This is a genomic window from Phocaeicola faecicola (assembly GCF_013618865.1).
GTDB lineage: Bacteria > Bacteroidota > Bacteroidia > Bacteroidales > Bacteroidaceae > Phocaeicola > Phocaeicola faecicola.
This window is the reverse complement of the sequence record NZ_JABSOE010000031.1, coordinates 34,813-53,778: the sequence shown is the minus strand read 5'-3', so window position 1 is coordinate 53,778 and position 18,966 is coordinate 34,813. Positions and strand designations below refer to the sequence as shown.

Here is an 18,966-nt window from a genome sequence, read left to right as displayed (position 1 = left end):
CAGTTTGAAAGGATAAAATCTTCAAAACTAAGCTTATAAACTTCTCTCTTTAGAAAAATTCGAATGAATCCAATCTGAGATGAAACAATAGAGGCCATCTCAAGTTTATTTTGAGACAGCCTCTTTTAGGTTATAGGTTTTTAATCCATGTTTTCAGATAGATGCGATTGAAATCCCATCTTGTATCTGGTTGTTTTTTCATCTCGTATTTGAATACGATGACGATGGATTATTTACCATCCAGACGTTCGTTTTCTGCCCACTGAGTATTACCCTTAGACACAGCGTTATTACCATGGCCTGTCCAGTCTTTAAATTCATTTCCTGAACCTTCGTTCATCTTCCAGTATGCTTCCAGGCCATCTGTTGTCGGATCTACAGAATACATGTTTTCCTTGATCTGAGTCTGTGAACGAGGTATAGTCCAGAATCTGACTTCAGCTACTTTGGCATTGGCTTTCAGGTAATCGGTGTTTCCGAACTGGAACTTGTCTTTGCTCAAGTTGGTTACTTTACCGGTTACAGCCAGCTGGTTGTCCAATTCGCCGTTGATATACATATAGATGTTTGCACCATCACAAACCAGTGCAATGTGGTACCAGGTATTCATTGCAAACTCTGTATTAGAGTTCATCTGAGTACCCTGGTTCTTGATCTGGAAGATATTACCTTTAATCGGCGCATCACCAAAACGGGTGTAGATTTCACCGTCCATTCCGTCAGGTGCACTGGCTGAGAACATGGCCTGGTTGTTATACTGTCCAATGTTCTGTCCGAGCAAGTCCATGTTTACGCAGAATTCAACAGTCCACTGTGTAAGAGCATAGTCCTGGCGCATGTTGAACTTTATATTGTTGCGTGAGTTGACAATAGGTACGTCAGCGATAGGAAGGCTTTCCAGACGATATACGATTGAGTTGGCATCTGCAATCATTGACATACCGCTTGCATCTATGATACCAACCGGAACTACGTATTTCTTACCGCTGGCTATCATTTCTGATGAAAGGGCTTTGACATTTACGGTAATGCTGGAAGCCAATGTTTCTCCGGCTTTCAGTACAACTTCATTGGATGAAAACTCAACCCAGTCATCAGGAACAGATGTCAAATCCGTTCCGTTTCTCTGGTTGTACACGTTTAAGAAATTCTGGTCAAGACCTACACGGAGAGTTACATCTTCTGCCACTGGTCCAACAGAACGCGGGGTAATTGAAAAACTGTAGCTACCGTCTTCACTTGAAATGATTTTCTTTCCAACCAAGGCATTGGTGTTGGTTTCTGCCAGATAGATTCCGCTATCGACAGCCTTGTAATCGGCATTGTCACATGCTGTGAACGCCAGGGACATTATCCCCAGAGTCCAGATTCCTATTTTTGAATATAAAGACTTCATAGTTTCCGCTTATTATTTTGATGGATTCATAATTTGAATGGCTTTGCGCAGGAATGGATAATTTCCAGACATTCCGCTTACAGTGTATTCATATTCCATATGGAATGTACCTACACCACCGCTTCTTGAGAAAATCTGATCCTGGTATTTGGGTTTCCAGCGTGCCATACCTTCCAATGATTGATACGGGCCATTTCCGTCACGGTCATAGTAACCGCTGACTCCACCGGTTTGTGCGTAACTTTCGAAGTTTTCACAGACAATGAACTTTTTCGCACATTCTTCAGGAGTTAATACACCTTCGTAGTGAGAGATAATACGTGATAAGCGACCATCCAAATCGCTGTCTCCCCATGAACCGTATGCTTGTCCGATGAAATAGTTAAAGTCTTTACCCATTTCTGCCGGAATTTCACTGTGCTCAGGTTCACCGTCGATTACAAGTAATTTGCCTTTTCCGGCACGTGCTCCCAAACCGCGGTCAATCAATGTCTGCAGGAAAATCTTGATACGTCCGTTCTTACACATTTCTTTATTTGTTTCAAACGGCTGTGCGTATGAAGGTTCCCAGTCCAGATCGAAACCATCCAGGTTGTATTTGTCGATGGTATCGGCAAAGGCATTGGCGAATCTTACGATAGAAGCTTTGATGGCTTCTTCATCACCGTCTACCCATCCCCAGAATCTGTGGCGGTCTTCACGGGTTGCATTGTGCTCTTCCGGAGTGATCTGGTCACCCATTTCCATGATAATACAGCAGGCCAATGCTTTTGTTCCTTTGACAGTCTGTACAAACTTCAAGTCTTTCTGTACTTCTGGAGTCATTCCTTTCCAGCCTCCCCAGAGTGATACGAAGTCAACACTGTCAGGCAGTCCGGCCAGGCAGTTTTCCAGGTTTACTCCAATACCGGTTACATTACCGTACCAGCCAAAGGCTACGGCGTGATCAGATTGTTTGTAAGCTCTTAATGCTTCGTAGTATTCTTCAGATCTGTCTGTTTGTGTCAGGTCTTTTGCATACTTAGGCTCTAATTCTGTCCAGTCACTACAAGAAGTAGCTACTAAACCAAGTCCAAATATCGGAACCAATATTTTATTTAAGAAGTGTCTCATATTTCTTATTATTTTATTAAGGTCTTGTTATTAAATTACTTCTGCCACCACAATTTAGTTGCGTAATTATCCTCACCACCTAACAACTGTAATGCACCTGGCATGTTGGTCGGGTTGTTGTTGTATTCATTGTAAGAGAACGGCAAGCGGTTAGGAACGGTTCTGATTCCATCTCTTGCACTTTCCTGCAGATTGAATACTTTAGGATATCCTGTACGGCGGATTTCACTCCAGGCTTCCTGACCAAGCGGATACAATGCAATCCATTTCTGAATCATAATGCGTTCCAGCTTTTCATTTTCACTGGCAGAGTCGTTCCATTTGATTGTCATCTTTGTCGGTGCACTCATTGCCTTATGTTTTCCGGCCGGGTCTACATAATTGGCAGGAACCGATGTTTCATCAGCCATGTAATCAGCAGCTCCGGATGCATTCCACTGTTCAAATGAAAGCTGTATACCCTGGTTATAGAATGTTTCAGCATTTGCAGCTGTACCTCCGTCACCTACGTTCCAGTTCAGTAAGGCACCTTCTGCTCTACAGAATGCTACTTCTGCCGCATTCAGCCACATCAGACGGTCAGTCTTTGCAAAGTTAGGAGCTGAATACTTCTTTGTATTGGTCTGCAAATCTACATTTACTCCAGAAGGAATAGCTGCATATTCTACATTCTGCCATTCTCCGGTGTGTTTCTGCATGTATTTTTCCAATCGTTTGTCCTTATAACCGTTCATGTAGCAGTAAATGTCTGCACACATGCGGGCATCACCGTAGCTGTCCCACATTACGTTGATGGGGTTTCCTTTTTCATAATAATAACTTGCGTTATCTGAATTGCTGGTAATTACGCCCATCGGGTGTTTGACAGCCTCTTCAGCCTGCTGCTTTGCATAATCCGGCAAAGCTTTGCTGATACGGATGGCCATACGCAATTTCAATGAGTTGGCATATTTGATCCATTGAGAGAAGTTGCCTGAATATACATTATCGTATTTTGCCATTGGGGCTGCTCCCGGATTGGCTTGTACATACGAAGTCAATACTTCGATAGCGGCATTCAGGTCATCGAACATGGCTTTATAAGCGTCCTCTTGAGAATCGTAGGCTACTGTCAATGAAGATGAGTTGATGCTCTTGTACGGAATAGGACCATAAGTATCTGTCAGTCGCTGCATGAAGCTGACCTTCAGGATTTGTGCCCAGGCGTAATTGGTACCGTTTCCTTCGGTTTGTTTCTTTACTTCATTGTAAGAAGAGAAGAATTCAGCCATGTAACTGAACGGAGCAGAATACCAGTCGGAAGGAACGTTGCACAAAGGAGGATTCTTTGCAGAGTTCCATCCGTCATTGGTAAACATCATATAACGTCCGTAGATGTCACCGATCAGGTTTTCAGCCATCTGATAGTGGTTTTCCTGTGCAGGAACTACAAGGTCTTCCATCGGAAGGAAGAACGCACCGAGTCCGTAGTTATCTCCTTCCAGGTCTTCTTTTGATATCTTACCTCTTGGATCGTTCAAGTCGTCACTGATACATGATGTAAGAGGACTTGTTCCTAGCATCAGTAATCCAAAGGCTAATATATTGAGTGTTAATCTATTTTTATTCATAGTATCATATATTTAGAATTGAACTTTTACATTGAAACCAAAGCTTCTCTGGCTTGGCTGCATAAAATAATCAAGTCCCTGATAATAGGTTCCTGTAGATGCGGTTGCTTCTGGGTCGAATGGAGCCTTGCAGTAAATCATCCACAAGTTACGTCCTACTACAGAAAGATTGATTTTTACAACGTCGTTGAACCATTTTGCCGGCAATGTATAGCCCAAAGATAATTCCTGCAAGCGAACATTGGTTGCATCATATACATAGTCTTCCAGCAAACCGTTGGATCCACCTACAGTGGTATAGTATGCTTCAGCATCTACCAGTCCGTTATTAACCGGAACACCTCCGTTATCACGTGCAATGGCTGTAGTCTCAGATACACCGAATTTATCCATGTAGGCCTGTGTCTGTGACAATACGATACCACCGAAGCGTGCAGACAGCATAAAGCCTAAATTGATACCTTTGTAAGTGAAGTCGTTTCTGAAGCCCAGGTTTCCGTTCGGCAATACAGATCCTACTTTCTTCGGAGTCTTCAATGTCTCAAGTACTACGTTGTTGTTTTCAATCAGTACGTTACCGTTCTGGTCGCGCTTCAAGGCTGTCTTTACATACAGGTCACCCATTGTACCACCTTCTGTCAATAAGTACTGACAAGCATCGATACCTCCCTTTTCGATCAGATTAACTGAGTAGTGTTCGCCGGTATCCGGGTCTACATAGTCATTCAATAATTCAGTAACCTTATTCTTGTTGAAGCTGTATGTCAAGTTAGAACTCCATGAGAAGTCTCCCCATGTATTGTTGAAACCTAATGCAAATTCCATACCCCAGTTGCGTACATTACCAGACTGGCAATACATCTTGGTATATCCGGAAGTGGCAGACAACGGAACTTCAATGGTCTGGTTCTTTGTATCAGATCTATACCAGGTTGCGTCCAGATTCAGGCGGCCGTCAAAGAAACGGGCATTGATACCGGCTTCCCATGAATAAGTCTTTTCAGGAAGAAGTTCACCCAGCGGTTTGTATGACATGGTCTGCCATTTGCCAGTGGCTTCGTCCCATTCGTAACTGTAAGCAGAAGTCAGGTTTCTAGGAATAGAAGTACCCACAACAGCGTAAGAACCTCTTACCTTCAAATAGCTGAACCATTCTGGCAGTTTGACCATTTCAGAGATTACACCTGAAAGTCCGACTGACGGATAGAAGAATGATTTGTGAGGAGTGTTGATCAATGCTGAATCCCAGTCGTTACGTCCGGTCACTGTCAGGTAAAGCATGTTTCTCCATCCTGCTTCTACGCTGGCAAACAAGGCGTTGGTACGCTGGCTCCATCCTTCATAGAGAGGATAAGTATCACGACCGTTCTTGTCGATGTTGAAGTAGTTGAATACGTTAGGAATATCACCCAATGCTCCCTGGTAACCAGAGTTGTTATAGTTCAACTGAGTAGTGCTGGCACCCACGTTGGCATTCAATGTGAATTTTTCCCATGTCTTGGTAAAGTTTGCGATCACATCGGCATATACCTGACGGTCATCTGTCTTATGATATTTGTAGAAACCGCTTGTACTTGCAAACAACGTATTGGTAGAAGCGTAACGCTTTTCTTCATAGTCTGTAGCAGAGTTGTCAATGCGGACACGTCCTGTTACATTCAACCAGTCTGTGATGTCGTATCTCAAGCTGGCATTTGCCATATAACGCTGTTTCTTGTTGGTACGCGGCATTCTGTTCATTATCCAATAAGGATTCTGCATCTGAAGGCCCTGGTCACCCCACTGCCAGTTCTGGGTGTAGATATTACGACCTGTATCAAAGGTCTCGTATGCCTGAACTGCACCGAAGTTTTCTCCTCTCGGGAACAGATATACGGCAGCCAACGGGTTAAAGTACTGTCCCTGAGCGGTAAGGTTCAAGTCTTTCTGGATGATGAAGCTGAAACCTACATCAAGTGTCAACTTGTCATTCAGGAATTTGGTCGTGTTACGGCTGGTGAAGTTGTAACGCTCGTACTCGTTGTTCGGCAACATACCGTTTGCATTGGTAGTACCCACTGACAGGTAGGTCTGATTCTTGTCATTACCTACAGAAAGAGCAGCTGAGTTCTGAATGTTGGTACCTGTACGGAAGAATCCCATCGGGTCATAGTCTCCATAAGGTGAACTTGCTTTCTCACCCCAGGATGAGAAGCTTCCAGGAACATTCAGGTAGCTGTTCTGGAACTTAGGAGTAAAGAATGGATTAGAGAATGTGGTAGAGTTTGACAAAGTCACACTTACTTTTCCTTCTTTACCTTTTTTGGTAGTAATCAAGATAACTCCGGCAGAAGCGGCTGAACCATACAATGCTGCAGCTGAAGGACCACTCAATACAGACATGCTTTCAATATCGTCAGGGTTTAAGTCTGAGATACCTTCTCCTCTAGGCTGAGTAGAATAAGCTCCTTCTGTACTACCGTTGTTGGTGTTGAAGATAGGTACACCGTCGATTACGTAAAGAGCGTTGTTGTTGTTGGCGATAGATTTGACACCACGCATTACGACACGGGTTGCACCTCCGACACCGGAAGCAGATGCATTGATGTTTACACCGGCTACCTTACCAGCCAGTGAATTCATGAAGTTGGCATCCTTCACTGTAGTCAGCTCATCACCACTTACCTGCTGTACATTGTAGCTCAGGGCTTTTTCAGAACGTTTGATACCCAAGGCGGTAACAACGACCTCATCCAAAACCTCTGTGTCCTCTTTCATGGTAATTTTACCGAAATCAGCTTTGGCTGCCAGGCTTTGAGATTGATAACCGATATAAGAAAGTTCCAATATGGCATTGGGAGAAACTTGAAGAGAGAACTCACCGTCGAAATTTGTGATTGTGCCGTTTGTCGTTCCTTTTTCCAAAATACTAACCCCAATAAGAGGCTCTCCTTTTGCGTCTACTACGACTCCTTTTGTAGTTATTTTGTCCGCTTGCTGTGATAGTAAAACCTTGCTGTTCGAATTGTCATTCGAAGCTGCCCAAGTCACTGCTCCAGGAGTCATCAGTAAGAGCAACATGAGTTGTGATAATTTGCTCTGTTTCATAGATTTAGAATTAGTTAAAATAATGTTTATTAGTCATCTCTCCTTTCTGTATTTTGGTATGGCAAATCAGAGGAAAGGATAGGATTTGCGATTAACATTTCGGCTCTTTCTTAAATTTGCTGTTTTATTTTATGACAACAGCATGAATTTCTTTTTAAAATCTTTTTATAACAAAACAAATATAAGAAAGATATTTTTAATAAATTATTAATATCCGGTTTTTTTTTGAAAAAATATTATTGAAGCTAATATTTGTGCATTAGTCTTTGTGAATGTTTTCATGGATTATTGAGATCTGATCCTTTAAATTATAGGAAGATTGCCTCAGAATGATGTATTTACGAGAATTTGTTTAAACATATTCTGGACAGGGTCACTTTACAATTGACTTTTAATTGACTGCATCGGATGTATATTTCATAAAAACAGCAATAATTTTACTTAATTTTTTTATTGTATATATATTCTATTAAATGGTAGGATTGTAAATTATATTGGTAAATTTTTAAATAAGTGCATTTGATTTTATTAAAATATACAAAATTCAGTGGCGAATATGTTGCGGACTCATTTTGATAAAATGACGGGCAGATGGTATTGTGAACTGGTTAGGATGTTTGATGTGAATGTCTCAAGATGGGTTTATACAGCTGATAGGAGTCTTATTTTTTAATCTGCTTTGGATTTTGTGTGAGGAATGGGAGTGTGTTTATTTTAGTTTTTCATTTTATTTATGTATTTATTTAAATTTTAGGCTGACCAATAACTTGATGACATTTTTCTGTATCTCACTTTTTATTAGTATTTTTGCATGGATAAATCAGTTTAAACTCGAATATCAACTTTTAAACAAAATACTATTATGGCTAAGAAAGCTCTTTTAATGATTTTGGACGGTTGGGGATGTGGAGACCGTCAGAAAGACGATGTAATCTTCAATACTCCGACTCCTTATTGGGACAGTCTGTTGGCTAACTATCCTCATTCTCAGTTGCAGGCAAGCGGTGAAAATGTAGGTTTGCCTGACGGTCAGATGGGTAACTCTGAGGTAGGTCACTTGAATATCGGTGCAGGTCGTATCGTTTATCAGGATTTGGTGAAGATCAACCGTGCGTGCGCTGATGGCAGTATTATGCAGAACAAGGAAGTGGTTTCTGCTTTCTCATATGCAAAAGAGCATGGCAAAAATATCCATTTCATGGGATTGACTTCAAACGGTGGTGTTCACTCTTCTTTGGATCACTTGTTCAAGTTGTGTGACATTGCTAAAGAATATGGTTTGGAAAATACATTCATCCACTGCTTCATGGACGGTCGTGATACTGACCCGAAGAGTGGTAAAGGCTTCATCGAACAGCTCTCAGCTCATTGCGCACAGTCGGCTGGAAAGATCGCTTCTATCGTAGGACGTTTCTATGCCATGGACCGTGACAAACGTTGGGAACGTGTGAAAGAAGCTTATGACCTGCTGGTAAAAGGCGTTGGAAAGAAGGCTTCTGATATGGTCCAGGCTATGCAGGAATCTTATGATGAAGGTGTTACTGATGAATTCATCAAACCGATTTCGAATGCTAATTTCGACGGTACCATCAAAGAAGGTGATGTAGTGATCTTCTTCAACTACCGTAACGACCGCGCAAAGGAATTGACTGTTGTTCTGACTCAGCAGGATATGCCGGAAGCTGGAATGATGACTGTTCCTGGATTGCAGTACTACTGTATGACTCCGTACGATGCTTCATTCAAGGGTGTACACATCCTGTTCGACAAGGAAAATGTACAGAACACATTGGGTGAATACCTGGCAAACAATGGCAAGACTCAGCTTCATATTGCAGAAACTGAAAAGTATGCACACGTTACTTTCTTCTTCAACGGTGGCCGTGAAACTCCGTATGACAACGAAGACCGTATCCTGGTTCCGAGTCCGAAGGTGGCTACTTATGACCTGAAGCCGGAAATGAGTGCTTACGAAGTAAAGGATAAACTGGTTGAAGCAATCAATACTCAGAAGTACGACTTCATCGTGGTAAACTATGCGAACGGTGACATGGTAGGTCATACAGGTATTTATGAAGCGATCGAAAAAGCAGTAGTGGCTATCGACAACTGTGTAAAGGATACTGTAGAAGCTGCTAAGGCAAACGATTATGAAGTGATCATTATTGCCGACCACGGTAATGCCGATCATGCATTGAACGAAGACGGTACTCCGAATACCGCTCACTCTTTGAATCCGGTTCCGTTTGTATATGTAACCGCAAACAAGGATGCAAAGGTAGAAAACGGTGTTTTGGCAGACGTAGCTCCTTCTATCCTGCACATCTTGGGCATGGCTCAGCCTGCTGAAATGTCAGGAAAAGACCTGATCAAGTAAAAATACTGTATCTGAAAAGATAAGAGAAAGCCGGGAGAGATTTCTTCCGGCTTTTTTGTATTTTTGCACCGCTAATGACTAACCGATAAAGATACGAATAAAATGGTACAGATAGATGATGTGGTAGTAAGCCTGGATGTGTTCCGTGAGAAGTTTCTGTGTAACCTGGATGCCTGCAAAGGCGAATGTTGCATAGAGGGGGATGCCGGGGCTCCGGTAGAACTGGAAGAAGTGGAGAAGCTGGAAGAGGTGCTTCCGGTTATATGGAACGAACTGTCTCCTGAGGCCCGTGAGGTAATCGATCGTCAGGGAGTGGTGTATACCGATCAGGACGGTGACCTGGTTACTTCCATTGTGAACGGAAAGGATTGTGTATTTACCTGTTACGATGAAAAAGGATATTGCTACTGTGCGATTGAAAAGGCCTATCGTGAAGGACGCTGCAATTTCTACAAACCCATATCCTGTCACCTGTATCCGATCCGGGTGGGCAATTACGGTCCTTATCGTGCCGTTAACTACCATCGTTGGGATGTCTGCAAGGCAGCCGTTTTATTGGGTAAGAAAGAAAATCTCCCCGTGTATAAATTCCTGAAGGAACCGCTTATCCGCAAATTCGGCCCGGAATGGTACGCCGAACTCGAGAATGTAGCGGAAGAGTTGCAGAAGCAGCATCTGATCTGATTGAAATGACGCCGTGAGTCCTGGAATGGTATGTAAATTATTGTGTTTTGATTTTTACATTCTTGACAGGGCGCAGGTAATATTTGACAGTTTTTCCGGCATTCGTAATACGGGTGCTGGTGAAACTGAATGTCGACTGTCCCTGGTTGCACAGGTATCTCGCTTCCTTGCTGTAATAGAACCGTGCCATGCCATTCTCGTAAAGATAATTGTTTAAATCCCCCATCCGGTTCCCGAACTGATTTCTGAATGCCTGGGCTTCTTCCGTAGTAAAGACCCTCCATCCGCTTATGCCGTCTATGCGGTAGTTCTGCAGCCATTTGATGGCATCACCTGCAAAGGCAAAGGCCTGGTTGGGAGCAATGAGAGTAGCCAGAGCTTCATGCTCAGAGATTCTCTGAAGTTTCCAGATATAAAAGTATCCCCATATCACGTCTTCCGGGGGCAGTTCGGAGACAATAAATGTATCAATGTCTTTCTGTTCCGGATCCTTCTTTTCTGAATCCTTATCGGGTGTCTCACCGGAAGTGCCGGTTTGTGTTCCCTCTCCGGAAGGGTTTTTGTCAGCTCCAAGTTCTACATCGATTTCCGGTTGCCATCCTTCTATGTGAAAATCTCCCTCAAGTGCCAGGTTCGTTTCCAGGTCTCCGTTAAACCGGTACGGATAGCCGGGCTTCAACGCAGCCTTGTAGGTATATTCATGTATCTCTTCTTCCTGTGGCAGGGTGACGCGGATTGAAACAGAGGTTTCCCCTTGTGAATGAGGGATAATATAGGTGGGGTTGCAGACCCACCGTTTCTCATACTTATAACAATGAAGGGTGCAGTGCTGCCTGTCATCGGCCGGATTTCCTTTGAAATCAATACCGGAGCTGACGGGAGCAAACTGAACTGCTACCGCCTGTGCATCGGCAGGAATACCGGTCAGTGACACGCTGATGGCTGTAACGGCATAATCAAGTGTGATTTTGGCTGTGGTCGAACGGACCACGTCGATGTAGGTCTTTCCAAACAAGACAGCTTCCTTGCACGAGTTCTTTTCCGGTAACCTGATCCGGCTTTCATCCGTCGGGTTATCCGGTATCGTACACTGGTTCTTCTGTAAACCTGAAAACAGGCTTAAACGGTATTTTCCTTGTGGAAGAGAAACAGAGAAGGGAAGGTCTTCCTCCTCGATTTCTTCCTGCAGGATGCATTGCTGTTCCTGGTTGAATACAAAGAATGACAGAGGATAGTCGAGCGGGGCATTTCCCTTTCCGGTGACGGTGAGTTTTACCTTATATTTTTTAGTTTCCGTTTCTTTACCATTCTTTTTTTCCTGAGGAATATCTTCCTCTACCTGATAGGCGCTGCATCCGTATAAGAACAGGCAGCAAAGGATGAACAGGATTCGATGTATAGCCATAATGAATTGTATTGATGGATCTCATATAGATAAACGCAGTGTTTGAGTTTTTTATATATAGGAAGAGGGAAAAAATTAATTTCTTTGTTTTTTTTGAAAAAAAACATGAAAAAACACGGGCATGTCCCGATATTCATAAAAGAATACGGTATATTTATGCCGTTTTTAATAAAGAAAGAATAGAAATTCAGTATTGGAGTAAGTTTTCTGCTCCTGTATCTGAGTGAATTACCTAATTAACTAAAATAAAATACTATGAGGAAGTATGTACTTGTATGTATGGCATTGCTGCTGGGCCTGGCGGTAAATGCTCAGAAAAGTGTGCCGCAGGTCATCCCGGCTTTACAGCAATGGGAGGCAGGAAAGGGAAAACTGAAACTGCCGTCGCAGGGTGTGATCTCTTTGCCCCCCGAAGATGCTCCAAGTCTTAAGGAGTGTGCCGAAACCTTGTCGCAGGACTTGAAAGAGATGTTTGGCTGGGAATATACGGTCAGTATAGGAAAATCGTCGGGTAAGTCCATTCACTTGTCGCTGGGAAAGCCGGAGGCTGCATTGGGAGAAGAAGGATATCGGATGAATATCGGACGCGGGGTATCGGTACAGGCTCCGCAGACTATTGGCGTATTTTGGGGTACACGTACCTTGTTGCAGATGATACACAACCAGCCGGAAGGGCTGGACAAGGGAACGGCGGTCGATTTTCCGGAATATCCGAGCCGTGGCTTTATGATTGATGTGGCCCGTAAGTTCTTTACCCTTGATTACCTGGAAGATTATGTTAAGATCATGGCTTTCTACAAGATGAATGAACTGCAGGTGCATCTGAACGACAACGGTTTCGTGGAGTTTTTCGATAATGACTGGAACCGTACTTATTCCGCTTTCCGTCTGGAAAGTGAGCGCTTCCCCGGACTGACAGCCAAAGACGGGTCTTATACAAAGGATGAATTCCGTACGTTCCAGAAAATGGCAGCCCGTTACGGAGTGAAAGTCATCCCGGAGATTGATGTGCCCGCCCATTCTTTGGCATTCACTCATTATAATCCCCGTCTGGCAGCTGACAATAAGGCTTATGGAATGGACCATCTGGATTTGTACAAGAAAGAAGTTTACGAGTTTGTGGATACATTGTTCGATGAATATCTGTCGGGAGAAGACCCGGTATTTGTCGGAAAAGAAGTGCACATCGGAACAGACGAATATAATCAGAAAGAGGCCGAACAGTTCCGTCATTTTACCAATCACTGTATCCAGTTAGTCTCGGGGTATGGAAAGACAGCCCGTCTTTGGGGAAGTCTGAACCAGATGAAGGGAAATACCCCCGTCAATCTGGAAGGAACGGTAGTCAGTGCATGGAACTACGGTTGGATGGACATGGAAAGTGCCTTGAAATCAGGTGCCAAGGTAGTCAATCTCTGTGATTGCTTCCTGTACATCGTACCGGCTGTGAACTATTATCATGATTTTCTGGATTGCCAATGGCTGTATGAGAACTGGACTCCTGAAATGATGAAACCGGGACACCGGATCGACCGTCATCCGAACATGCTGGGTGCGATGTTTGCCGTATGGAACGACCGGGTAGGCAATGGAGTCAGTCAGCAGGACGTGCACGTACGTACCTTCCCGGCCTTGCAGCTGTTGTCGGATAAACTGTGGAAAGGAGAGAATGCAGACCACGTACCTTATTCCGATTTTGAGCGTTTGTGCAAAACCACTCTTGAGGCTCCCGGAGTCAATCTGCTGGCACAGGTAAAGGAGAAAACCGCATTGACCTTGCCGGAGCAGGAAGTCTGTCTGACAGGAAATGACTCCGTATCGACGGTGATTCCGGAAATCGGATATCCTTATGCGGTAGAGTTTGAAATCTGCCCTGATCCGACTTCCTATGCCGATGCCGTCTTGTTCAAAGGACCGCATTCGGAATGGATTGTCAACTGGCATAACACGGGCAAATTTGCTTTCCGCAGAGACGGTTACGAAATGATTTTCCATGATTATCGTCTGCCGGCCGGAGAATGGACAAAGGTAAGGGTAGAAGGTGATGTAGAGGGAACCTCTCTTTATATCAACGGCGAACTGAAAGAACGTCTGCAGGGACGTGTCAGACAGGTGTACAATCAGAAAGCAAAACGGATTGATTCCTGCTGGTACCGTGAAACCCTGATTTTCCCGTTGAAGCAGATTGGTGATCCTCATATCGGTTTTAAGGGAAAGTTGAAAAATGTAGTGTGTATCCCTCTTCAGCCGGAAGTGGCTGATTAATCTCAGGGAAATCAATCAAATCCGGAAGATTCGGATAATATGAAAAGGAGAAAAGGTACCGACGTTCATCGGTACCTTTTCTCCTTTTCATATGCTTGGGCTGCGGAATTTCCTATCCGTCAGAGTTCCAGTACGAGTACCTCTTTCGGAGCCAGTTTCAGGCTTTCTTTGAGAAGTACTTTTCTGCCACTGATGACATCGGTTCCGAACGGTTTATCTTTCAGGATTTCCTGATAATGATCCAGCGGAAGCTCGCTTTCCTGACTGACTCCGTTCATCACCACAATGAAGCTTTTACCTTTGTATTCCCGTTGATATACATAGACATTATTCCGGGGCATGAAGTGTTTCATGCTTCCTTTCGATACCACTTCATTTCCTTTTCTCCACTGCAGCAACTTCTGCATGAACGAAAAGGCTTCCTGCTGCATCGGACTTCTTCCTTCTTCCGTAAACAGACTGACAGTATCTTCTTTCCATCCTCCCGGCATATCCGGACGGATGCCTTCGAATCCGAATTCCTGAGTAGTTCCGCTGAATAAGAATTCCTGTCCGTAAAACAACTGCGGAATTCCCGGAACAGTCAGCAAGACAGTCACAGCCTGTTTGTACGCATTCAGGTCCTTCGGGGCCTTGGTCAGGAAGCGGTCCACATCGTGGTTCTCCAGCAGTCGCATGACATTGTACACATCCGGATAGCAGAAATCGTATGCAAAATGCTCGAAGATAGTCTGAAGTCCGGTATTCCATGAAGTTTCCTCATTGAATGCCTTGCTGGCAATCGCCTGCAGGTGGAAGTCCATTACCGATTTCAGACCCGTATCCGTCGGGTTCAACTTGTTTCCCTTTTGCCAGTAAGCCGTACCGGTAGGGTTGGTAATCAGGATTTCTCCCACAATGTTCATGTTCGGATATTCATTCATCACCTCCTTGCACCAGCGTCTCATCATCTCTCCGTCCGGATACGGATAAGTATCCTGCCGGATGCCGTCCAGTTTGGCATACTCAATCCACCAGATAGAATTCTGTATCAGGTAGTCGGCCAGGAACCGGTTGCGTTGGTTCAGGTCGGGCATGCTTTCCACGAACCATCCGTCGGTCATTTCTTCCTTTTCAATGTCGGCCGCATAGGGGTCGAAGAACACCGTCTTGTTATGGTTGGTGTAAACCTTCTCCCGCTGGTTGTTGAACCAGTCGCGGGTCGGCGGATCCAATCTCCACGGATGCTGGCTGCCACAATGATTGAATACCATATCCATGATCAACTTCATGCCTCGCTGATGCATCTGTTCGGCAAGCTGCACATAATCTTCGTTGCTTCCCAGTCGGGGGTCTACCTTGTAATAATCCGTGGCTGCATATCCGTGATAAGACATTTCACCCATGTCATTTTCCAGTACGGGTGTCGTCCATACCGCCGTGATGCCCAGTGTATCCAGATACCCCAGTTTTCCGCTCAGTCCTGCCAGGTCGCCTCCGTGGCGCGCTCCCTTGTTCTTCCGATCGGTAAGGTAAGGCAGTTTCATCGGAATACGGTCGTTGCTTTCATCGCCATTGGCAAACCGGTCCGGCATGAGCAGGTAGATAACGTCAGAAGAATTGAAACCAATCCGTTCCTCCGGTTTTCCGGTACGCTCTTTCAATTCATATGGACGGGTAATCCGTTCCTTTCCCCGTACAAACTGAATATCGAACTTTCCGGGTTTCGCCTTGGCCACGTTCAGATAAATCACCAGGTAATTCGGGCTTTCCATCGGATGAACGCTTTCAATTTCCACTCCCGGATAATCGATTTTCGGAGTAAATGAGGCAATCTGATTGCCGTAAACCATCAACTGCAGGCGCGGATTCTTCATGCCACACCACCAGAACGACGGCTCGATGCGGCTGACTCCTTCTGCCTTCCGTTTTCCCAGCAGGAACTGCAACGGGTTGTTCAGTCGTTCAGCCCAGTCGGTCTCGGTATGCGCCGCTCCGGGGAATACCTTTGAGGTCCAGGCCGGACCTTCCCATCCCTTGGCTTCCATCAGACTGTCTATTGCCTGCTGATAGGCCGGATAGAAACTGTCCAGGGTAGCATCTCCCCGGTCCATGTAAATCAGTTTGCTGTTTGCCTTGGGCAGGTTTTCGTTCAGGTATGCTCTGAATGCTTTAGCCCATACGTCGGCAGCTGCATTGGGCAGTGTCTTGCTCAACACCATCGGAACATGGGTAGAAAGACATCCTGCACCACCGAAGACCTCCGGATATTCGCACAGGGCATACAGGGAAATCAATCCTCCCATGCTCGAGCCCATGACGAACGTATGCGAATTTCCTTTATGGGTAGCGTATGTCTTGTCGATGAACGGTTTTACCTCTTTTACCAGGAAGCGCAGGTAATTGTCGGCATTGAACTGCGTATCCTTCGGAATACTTGTTCCTTCCGGCAACCATTGCAGGGTTTTCTGCGGAAAGTAATCTCCGTATCGGGTAGCGGCTATATTGGCTATACCCACCACAATACAAGGATTAATTTTTCCCTCCTCAATCAGTTGTCCTACCGTTTCATCTATCTTCCATTCCTGCTTGTTCCAGGTGGTAGCTGCGTCGAACAGCATCTGTCCGTCGTGCATGTAGAGTACGTCGTATTTTTTCTTGGGGGAATAATCCTCTGGTACCCACACCCAGACATCCCGGGGAGAGACATACTCCGATTTAAATTGAGGATATTCCAACAGTTTTCCTTTGCTCACATTGGGAGCTGCGGTCGTAAAATCGATATTCAACAATAAGGCAGCTGCCGTTGTTAGTAAGATTCTCTTCATAAGTTTAATATGTCAATGCTGGTTCATGATAAGTATCAAAACACGGATAATGTTCCAGTGGGGAAGGGGTACAGAACTTGATTCCATTGAAAATCGGGTCGTCGACCGGCTGTGGAAGAATCAGCTTGATTTCTGCATCGTCTCCCTCCAGTTTGCAGTCGAACTTGCCGTCCCGGTATACATAGTGCAAGGTTCCCTTTCCGATTTTCACCTGTGTCTCCAGTGAGGTGATTTCCTTAGGCAATTTCGGCTCGATGATGATGGTACGGTTCATCATATCCGGACGGATTCCCAGGAAATACTGATACCATACCCTCAGGTGCTCGGCGTTGCTCCATGCCTGCAGGAAAGTACCCGAACGGTTCACCCAGTTCTGTCCCGTTCTGGGGTGTGCGTCTGCATTCTCACTCAGACTGCCGATGGCTCCTTCCTTCAACGCCTGGCGGTTCATGTTCTGGAACAGTTCCCAGGCCATTTCCACCTGTCCGTATTCAATCATCCGCTGCATGGCTATGCCGTTGTTCCACAACCATACCGTTCCGTTGTGGTACGCATCATCCTTGTGGTAGTAATGCCAGTTCTCGTGCTGTGGGTGGAACTGATTGTCCCATTGCGTCAGTGAGGCAACTCCCCACGGATATACCAGTTCTTCCCAGCAGCGGCGGGTCACTTTTTTCTTGAAGGTCTCATCCTGAACCATTTCGAAACAGTAGAGCTGGTTAGGACGGACCTGCATGTCAGGACTGCCGTCGGCATTCAGGTGGTCGTATATCAGGACGTGCTTCTTGTCGCAGTAATCTTGCTCGAAATTACTTCTGACCTTCTCTGCCAGCCGGGCCCATCTTTCTGCAGTTTCCGTTTCTCCCATCTTCTCAGCCAGTTTGCTTCCCGCTTCCAGCTGCTTGTACCACAATGCCTGGATATCATTGGCACGGTTGCCGCGGGGCGATCCCGGAATACCGTTCCGCTTCACATCCATCCACGTATCGGCATCGGCATGAGTCAGATACCCTTTGTCGTCGGTGAAATTCTTGCATGAAGCCTCAATGCTGAGCTTGATGGCCGGATAAATGTCTCTGATAAATGCCGTATCTCCCGAGTATTCCAGCAGTTCGAAGGCCTGAATAACGAAGCGGGGAGTTCCGTCGGTCGTATTGTACAGGATACCTTCCAGGTTGGCACGGTTCGGAATTCTTCCGTAAGTAGGTGATTCCGGATTCTTGTCCTGAAGTTTGGCGAAATCCATCAGAATCTGTTTGGCGATATCAAACTGGCCGCTTACCAGGCAGGTACCCGGCATGGAAATAAACATGTCTCTGCCCCAGTATTCATTAAACCACGGAAGTCCGGCATAAATACCTTTGCCTTGTTGTTCCGTGACCAGCTCGTCCGTAGTCAGGGTAAGCCAGTTCAGGGCATGATCCAGTTCTTTCAGATTGGTAGAGACCGGATTGAATTCAGTGAGGAGGCGGGTCATTCTGAGGGCCCGTTCATTCAGCCACTGCTTTCCGTTTTTCCGGAATTCACTTAATAACTTCTTGTTTTCTTCCGGAGTACCGAACGTGATGAGGAAGCCCTGGGCCGATGCGGGTACTTTAATACCTTCCTTCATTCCTCGGAAATCGCAGTCTTTGGCCGGTGCCAGCAAGATCTGATGTCCGCTGTCTTCTGCCAGTCCGTATGCGATGCCTTCATCCTGCATCAGTCCGCCTTGCAGCAAGTCCTGGTTTAACCGGATGGCTATGGAGTCTCCCTCCACTTGATCCATGCCGATATATAATACCGGTCTGTCGTCTACCAGATAGAACGTTTCCTGTGCCTGTTTCCAGTTGCGCACCAGCTTATGCGGATACACGATACACGCAGCCTCTTTCCGGTTCAGGAAATCCTGGTCCACGCCCAGTTGGTAATCCGACAAAATCCGTTTTTTGGCAATGTTCCATCCCGACCAGAAAAAAGTAGAATCCTGATGCGTGGTTCCATACCAGTATCCCGACTTCTTGTCGGTATAAGAGTATTCCCTGTTTTCAGTAGCTGATACGGAGATACCCAGAGAGTCCAGTAATGCACAAGAGTCTGTGTTCGACTGCTGCTGGTTACAGCCGACACATGCCATCAGAGGAAATATTAATAAGATGTTTTTCATATGTATGGATTCTTTTATAAAAAAGTTATCCCAGGTTGGATAGCCTAGGATAACTTTTGATTGAGACAGTATGATG

Annotated in this window: 10 protein-coding genes and 1 pseudogene; 3 read left to right on the top strand and 8 right to left on the bottom strand. The window is 45.1% G+C overall.

Annotation, left to right across the window (positions count from 1 at the left end; genetic code table 11):
- Window positions 1–229: 229 nt before the first annotated feature.
- Genes H3001_RS10090 through H3001_RS10075 form a run of 4 tightly spaced genes read right to left on the bottom strand, consistent with a single transcriptional unit; the run spans window position 230 to window position 7,206 of the window.
- Window positions 230–1,396, bottom strand: a complete 1,167-nt coding sequence (locus H3001_RS10090; RefSeq protein WP_181214823.1) for a DUF1735 and LamG domain-containing protein — start codon at window positions 1,394–1,396, stop codon at window positions 230–232.
- Window positions 1,397–1,408: 12 nt separating this feature from the next.
- Window positions 1,409–2,509 (bottom strand): glycoside hydrolase family 18, encoded by a 1,101-nt coding sequence (locus H3001_RS10085; RefSeq protein WP_181214822.1) that lies wholly within the window; start codon window positions 2,507–2,509, stop codon window positions 1,409–1,411.
- A gap of 35 nt (window positions 2,510–2,544) precedes the next feature.
- Window positions 2,545–4,119, bottom strand: a complete 1,575-nt coding sequence (locus H3001_RS10080) for a RagB/SusD family nutrient uptake outer membrane protein (protein WP_181214821.1) — start codon at window positions 4,117–4,119, stop codon at window positions 2,545–2,547.
- 12 nt (window positions 4,120–4,131) lie between these two features.
- Window positions 4,132–7,206: a SusC/RagA family TonB-linked outer membrane protein gene (locus tag H3001_RS10075; RefSeq protein ID WP_246368547.1), complete on the bottom strand. Its 3,075-nt coding sequence runs from the start codon at window positions 7,204–7,206 to the stop codon at window positions 4,132–4,134.
- An 862-nt stretch (window positions 7,207–8,068) separates the two neighbouring features.
- Between H3001_RS10075 and gpmI the strand changes: the two genes are divergently transcribed.
- Together gpmI and H3001_RS10065 are read left to right on the top strand one after the other, a co-directional pair.
- Entirely contained in the window at window positions 8,069–9,583 is a 1,515-nt protein-coding gene (gene gpmI, locus H3001_RS10070; RefSeq protein WP_178245714.1) for a 2,3-bisphosphoglycerate-independent phosphoglycerate mutase, read from the top strand.
- 102 nt (window positions 9,584–9,685) lie between these two features.
- Window positions 9,686–10,267: a DUF3109 family protein gene (locus tag H3001_RS10065; RefSeq protein WP_178245716.1), complete on the top strand. Its 582-nt coding sequence runs from the start codon at window positions 9,686–9,688 to the stop codon at window positions 10,265–10,267.
- A gap of 37 nt (window positions 10,268–10,304) precedes the next feature.
- On the opposite strand, the gene H3001_RS10060 is transcribed toward H3001_RS10065, so the two are convergent.
- Window positions 10,305–11,672 (bottom strand): FimB/Mfa2 family fimbrial subunit, encoded by a 1,368-nt coding sequence (locus H3001_RS10060; RefSeq protein ID WP_178245718.1) that lies wholly within the window; start codon window positions 11,670–11,672, stop codon window positions 10,305–10,307.
- A 255-nt stretch (window positions 11,673–11,927) separates the two neighbouring features.
- Between H3001_RS10060 and H3001_RS10055 the strand changes: the two genes are divergently transcribed.
- Window positions 11,928–13,937, top strand: coding sequence for a family 20 glycosylhydrolase (locus H3001_RS10055; RefSeq protein ID WP_181214820.1), 2,010 nt, complete (start codon window positions 11,928–11,930; stop codon window positions 13,935–13,937).
- 119 nt (window positions 13,938–14,056) lie between these two features.
- Here H3001_RS10055 and H3001_RS10050 read toward each other — a convergent pair whose 3' ends face one another.
- From H3001_RS10050 to H3001_RS10045, 3 genes and pseudogenes are all read right to left on the bottom strand, one after another.
- On the bottom strand, window positions 14,057–15,877 hold the full coding sequence (locus tag H3001_RS10050) for a glycoside hydrolase family 13 protein (RefSeq protein WP_394367804.1): 1,821 nt from the start codon (window positions 15,875–15,877) through the stop codon (window positions 14,057–14,059).
- A 6-nt stretch (window positions 15,878–15,883) separates the two neighbouring features.
- Window positions 15,884–16,744 (bottom strand): annotated as a pseudogene (locus H3001_RS19775) (alpha/beta hydrolase); the annotation flags it as partial.
- A 4-nt stretch (window positions 16,745–16,748) separates the two neighbouring features.
- Window positions 16,749–18,890 carry an amylo-alpha-1,6-glucosidase gene (locus tag H3001_RS10045; RefSeq protein WP_246368546.1) on the bottom strand — a complete coding sequence of 714 codons (2,142 nt, stop codon included), beginning with the start codon at window positions 18,888–18,890 and terminating at the stop codon, window positions 16,749–16,751.
- Between the last annotated feature and the right edge of the window lie 76 nt (window positions 18,891–18,966).

Excerpts from the sequence above, each read along its gene's own strand:
- H3001_RS10045 (WP_246368546.1), bottom strand. The coding sequence starts at position 18,890 with ATGAAAAACATCTTATTAATATTTCCTCTGATGGCATGTGTCGGCTGT.
- H3001_RS10060 (WP_178245718.1), bottom strand. The coding sequence starts at position 11,672 with ATGGCTATACATCGAATCCTGTTCATCCTTTGCTGCCTGTTCTTATAC.
- H3001_RS10055 (WP_181214820.1), top strand. The coding sequence starts at position 11,928 with ATGAGGAAGTATGTACTTGTATGTATGGCATTGCTGCTGGGCCTGGCG.
- gpmI (WP_178245714.1), top strand. The coding sequence starts at position 8,069 with ATGGCTAAGAAAGCTCTTTTAATGATTTTGGACGGTTGGGGATGTGGA.
- H3001_RS10085 (WP_181214822.1), bottom strand. The coding sequence starts at position 2,509 with ATGAGACACTTCTTAAATAAAATATTGGTTCCGATATTTGGACTTGGT.
- H3001_RS10090 (WP_181214823.1), bottom strand. The coding sequence starts at position 1,396 with ATGAAGTCTTTATATTCAAAAATAGGAATCTGGACTCTGGGGATAATG.
- H3001_RS10075 (WP_246368547.1), bottom strand. The coding sequence starts at position 7,206 with ATGAAACAGAGCAAATTATCACAACTCATGTTGCTCTTACTGATGACT.
- H3001_RS10065 (WP_178245716.1), top strand. The coding sequence starts at position 9,686 with ATGGTACAGATAGATGATGTGGTAGTAAGCCTGGATGTGTTCCGTGAG.
- H3001_RS10080 (WP_181214821.1), bottom strand. The coding sequence starts at position 4,119 with ATGAATAAAAATAGATTAACACTCAATATATTAGCCTTTGGATTACTG.